This window comes from Kitasatospora sp. NPDC059462 (genome assembly GCF_042749955.1).
Lineage (GTDB): Bacteria > Actinomycetota > Actinomycetes > Streptomycetales > Streptomycetaceae > Kitasatospora.
This window is the reverse complement of the sequence record NZ_JBHYUU010000332.1, coordinates 1-4354: the sequence shown is the minus strand read 5'-3', so window position 1 is coordinate 4354 and position 4354 is coordinate 1. Positions and strand designations below refer to the sequence as shown.

Genomic DNA, 4354 nt, shown 5'->3' with positions numbered 1-4354 from the left:
CGGCGGGGCGCAGTGGGCCCCCCCCGGGGGGCCCGTCCCCGCGCCCCCCCGCCCCCGGGCCGCTGGGTCCAACGGCCCTAGGGCGCACGGGTGGTGCTTTCCGATCATGGATCGCCATCCATCCGCAGAAGTTTTCGAAGGAGTGCGTCCTTGAGCGCCATCGAGGCACAGGGCGACAGCGCGCTGCCGCCGTCGGCCGCCCGGCCGGGACAGGCACGGGTCAAGCGACCCGGCTCGTCCCTGGTCCGGCTGCTGACGACCACCGACCACAAGACGATCGGCACCATGTACCTGGTGTCGTCGTTCGGTTTCTTCCTGATCGGCGGCATCCTCGCCCTGGTCATGCGCGCCGAACTCGCCCGGCCGGGGACGCAGATCCTCTCCAACGAGCAGTTCAACCAGGCCTTCACCATGCACGGTTCGGTGATGCTGCTGCTCTTCGCGATGCCGCTGTTCACCGGCTTCGCCAACTGGATCATGCCGTTGCAGATCGGCGCCCCCGACGTCGCCTTCCCGCGGCTGAACATGCTGGCCTACTGGCTGTTCATGTTCGGCTCGCTGATCGCGGCCGCCGGCTTCGCCACCCCGCAGGGCGCCGCCGACTTCGGCTGGTTCCTCTACGCGCCGCTGTCCGACGCGATCCACTCGCCCGGCGTCGGCGCCGACATGTGGATCATGGGCGTGACGCTCTCCGGCTTCGGGTCCATCCTCGGCGCGGTCAACTTCATCACCACGATCATCTGCATGCGGGCCCCGGGCCTGACCATGTTCCGGATGTCCATCTTCTGCTGGAACGTGCTGCTCACCTCCGTCCTGGTGCTGCTGGTCTTCCCGGTGCTGGCCGCCGCGCTGCTGGCCCTGGAGTGCGACCGCAAGTTCGGCTCGCACGTCTTCGACCCGGCCTCCGGCGGGGCGATGCTCTGGCAACACCTGTTCTGGTTCTTCGGCCATCCCGAGGTGTACATCCTGGCGCTGCCGTTCTTCGGCATCGTCTCCGAGGTCATCCCGGTCTTCAGCCGCAAGCCGATGTTCGGCTACGGCGGCCTGATCGCGGCGACCGTCGCCATCGCCGGCCTCTCGGTCACGGTGTGGGCGCACCACATGTACGTCACCGGACAAGTGCTGCTGCCGTTCTTCTCCTTCATGACCTTCCTCATCGCGGTGCCCACCGGCGTGAAGTTCTTCAACTGGGTCGGCACCATGTGGAAGGGCTCACTGAGCTTCGAGACCCCGATGCTGTGGACCGTCGGCTTCCTGGTCACCTTCCTGTTCGGCGGCCTCACCGGCGTGCTGCTCGCGGCCCCGCCGATCGACTTCCACGTCTCCGACTCCTACTTCGTCGTCGCGCACTTCCACTACACCCTGTTCGGCACCGTGGTGTACGCGATGTTCGCCGGATTCCACTTCTGGTGGCCCAAGATGACCGGCAAGATGCTCGACGAGCGGCTCGGCCGGATCTGCTTCTGGACGCTCACCGTCGGCTTCCACACCACCTTCCTGGTGCAGCACTGGCTCGGTGCCGAGGGCATGCCCCGCCGCTACGCCGACTACCTGGCCTCCGACGGCTTCACCACGCTCAACACGGTGTCCACCATCGGCTCCTTCCTGCTGGGCCTGTCGCTCCTGCCGTTCCTCTACAACGTCTGGAAGACCGCCAAGTACGGCGAGAGGGTCACCGTCGACGACCCGTGGGGCTGGGGCCGCTCCCTGGAGTGGGCCACCTCCTGCCCGCCGCCGCGGCACAACTTCGTCACCCTGCCGCGGATCCGCACCGAGTCCCCGGCGTTCGACCTGCACCACCCGGAGATCGCCGCCCGCGACTACCTGGAGCACAACGGCGTGCCCGCCAAGCACCTGGCCGGGGTCACCCCCGCCGCGTACGACGTGCCCGCGCCGCGCCGCGCCCGCGCGCTCGACGGCGGCACCGGGTCCGGGCGTCCGGACGGCGACGGCTGACGGCCCGACCACGGCCGGCGGCCCGACGACGGCCGCCGACCGACGGGCCCTGACGGCCCGGCCCCCAGAACGCCCCGCCCGCCCGCGCGTCGCCCCCGGGCGGGCGGGAGCGGCTCCCTCCGAACCGCCCCGGGCTTGAGGAGTGCACGGCACCATGTCCCACATCGTCCTGGCCATCGGCACCGCCGCGATCACCGCGTCCGGCTGCGTCTGGTACCTGCCCGCCATCGCCGACCTCCAGGCCGGCGACGACCGCCCCCGCTCGGCCCGCACCGCCGCGGCCGCCTGCGTGACCTGGTGGGCCTGCCTGGCCCTGGCCGGCGGCCTGCTGCTGGCCGTCCCCGCCTGGCAGCCCGCCGCCCAGATCGCGCTGGCCGGCCTGGTCGCCGGGGTCCTGATGCGGGTCCGCGCCCGCCTCCAGAGCCGGACCGAACAGCGCGAGGCGGCCGTCCGCTGGGCGCTGATCGACCCGGCCCCCGCGCCCCTGCCGGTGCGCCCCTCGCCGCGTGCCCTGCTCGGCTGGCTGCTGGTCGGCCTGGCGATCGCCTCGCTCGGCGCCGCCTCCATCCTGCTCGCCGGCGGCGGCCCGCTCGCCCCCCGCCTGGCCGCCGCCGCGGGCAGCGCGGTCGCGGTCTCCACCGCCTTCCTGCTCATCGGCCTCGGCAACGCCCGCCGGCACCGCGCCTGACGCGCCCGCGCGGGGACGCCGCCCGGCCCGCCCTCCCCGGGCGGACGACGCGGGTCCGCGGACGGATCCCGCGCCGGTGGCCGGAATGGGGTCGTTCGGCCCTGGGCCCGGGCCGGGTGGTGCGGCATGATGCGATGGACCCGGCGTGTGGTGTGCCGGGCGAGGAGAGGGTGGAGCCACGACATGGCGAGCGAGACGACCGGGAGCGGGGCACCGGCACCGGTCCGGGTGTTCCTGCTGGACGACCACGAGGTGGTGCGCCGCGGCGTGCACGACCTGCTGGACGGCGAGCCCGACCTGGAGGTGGTCGGCGAGGCCGGCACCGCCGAGCAGGCCCTGGTCCGGATCCCCGCGCTGCGCCCGGACGTCGCCGTCCTGGACGTGCGCCTCGGCGACGGCGACGGCGTGGCCGTCTGCCGCGAGCTGCGCTCCCGGATGCCCGACCTCGCCTGCCTGATGCTCACCTCCTTCGACGACGAGGAGGCACTGCTCGACGCCGTGATGGCGGGCGCCGCCGGCTACGTGCTCAAGCAGATCAGCGGCACCGACCTGATCGCCGCCGTGCGGACGGTCGCCTCCGGCCGCTCGATGCTCGACCCCGGCGCCGCGACCCGCCTGCTCAACCGGCTGCGCAGCGAGGCCGAGCCCCAGCAGCCGAGCGCCGGCGGTCCGGAGCTGACCGCGCGCGAGCAGGAGGTGCTCGCGCTGATCGGCGAGGGCCTGACCAACCGGCAGATCGGCGAGCGGCTCTTCCTCGCCGAGAAGACGGTCAAGAACCACGTCTCCCGGCTGCTCGCCAAGCTCGGTGTGGAGCGGCGGGTGCAGGCGGCGCTGATCGCCACCGAGCTGCGCCAGTCGGCCGCCGCCGACCGCTCGGCCCACCACCCGCGCGTCCTCGGCCACGGCCCGCGCGGCTGACGCCGCCGACCCCTCAGCCGGCCCCGGTCGCCCGCCCGCCTGCGGCGACCGGGGCCGTTCGCGGTCCGCGCGTCGGCGCCGCCCGGCCTCTCCCGTTCGCCCCCGGGACGTTCGCCGTAGGCCTGCCGGGACCCTCGGCGGGACCATCGGCCCTCGCCCCGTCCCGGCCCCGCGGGCGACGATCGGTGCCATGAACGCCGATCCTGAAGCCGCGTCCGTGCAGGTCGAGCCACGGGTCCGGGCGCAGCCCCGCCGCACGCGGGAACTCGACGAGACCAGGGCGCTGGAGCTGCTGGGCCGTACCGGGGTGGGCCGCGTGGTCTACACCGTCGGCGCGCTGCCCGCCGTCCTCCCGCTCCGCTTCCGGCTGGACGCGCTCGGTGGCGTCCTGCTCGCCGCGGAGGCCGACTCCGAACTGGCCCGCGCCGTCGACAACGCGGTGATCGCCTTCGAGGCGGACGAGGTGGACGGCACCGACGGCACCGGCTGGTGCGTCACCGTCCTCGGCCGCGCGGAGGTCCGCCGGCCGTCCCCGGCCCCCGGCGCCCGGGTGGAGATCCGCATCGCGCCCGAGCTGGTCGTCGGCCGCGAGCTGACACCCGATCTGTCCTGAGGCCCCGCCCGTCCCGAGGTCCGGCCCCTCCCGGGGGCGAACCGTCCTGGAACCGGCCCGTCCTGGAACCGAACGGCCCTGGAACCGGACCGGCGGGCGGTGGATCGACGGGCGGCGGTCCGGGATCGATACACCCGGGCCAACAGGTTCAAGACGCCAGCGGAGCGTGGCAGGACGAG

4 protein-coding genes are annotated in these 4354 nt (G+C 73.8%); all 4 read left to right on the top strand.

The genetic code is table 11. The annotated features are described in order from the left end of the window. Positions 1-150: 150 nt before the first annotated feature. The 4 genes from ctaD to ACFXAM_RS37950 all read left to right on the top strand — a co-directional run bounded on the left by ctaD (position 151) and on the right by ACFXAM_RS37950 (position 4175). Positions 151-1956 carry a cytochrome c oxidase subunit I gene (gene ctaD / locus ACFXAM_RS37965; protein WP_380298416.1) on the top strand — a complete coding sequence of 602 codons (1806 nt, stop codon included), beginning with the start codon at positions 151-153 and terminating at the stop codon, positions 1954-1956. Positions 1957-2110: 154 nt separating this feature from the next. Next, on the top strand, positions 2111-2644 hold the full coding sequence (locus ACFXAM_RS37960) for a hypothetical protein (protein WP_380298414.1): 534 nt from the start codon (positions 2111-2113) through the stop codon (positions 2642-2644). Positions 2645-2827: 183 nt separating this feature from the next. Beyond that, positions 2828-3562 carry a response regulator gene (locus ACFXAM_RS37955; RefSeq protein ID WP_380298412.1) on the top strand — a complete coding sequence of 245 codons (735 nt, stop codon included), beginning with the start codon at positions 2828-2830 and terminating at the stop codon, positions 3560-3562. A gap of 190 nt (positions 3563-3752) precedes the next feature. Then, entirely contained in the window at positions 3753-4175 is a 423-nt protein-coding gene (locus ACFXAM_RS37950) for a pyridoxamine 5'-phosphate oxidase family protein (protein ID WP_380298411.1), read from the top strand. Positions 4176-4354 lie beyond the last annotated feature (179 nt).

What these genes read in the sequence shown, in the direction of transcription:
- ACFXAM_RS37960 (WP_380298414.1), top strand. Translation starts at nt 2,111, where the DNA reads ATGTCCCACATCGTCCTGGCCATCGGCACCGCCGCGATCACCGCGTCC.
- ACFXAM_RS37955 (WP_380298412.1), top strand. Translation starts at nt 2,828, where the DNA reads ATGGCGAGCGAGACGACCGGGAGCGGGGCACCGGCACCGGTCCGGGTG.
- ACFXAM_RS37950 (WP_380298411.1), top strand. Translation starts at nt 3,753, where the DNA reads ATGAACGCCGATCCTGAAGCCGCGTCCGTGCAGGTCGAGCCACGGGTC.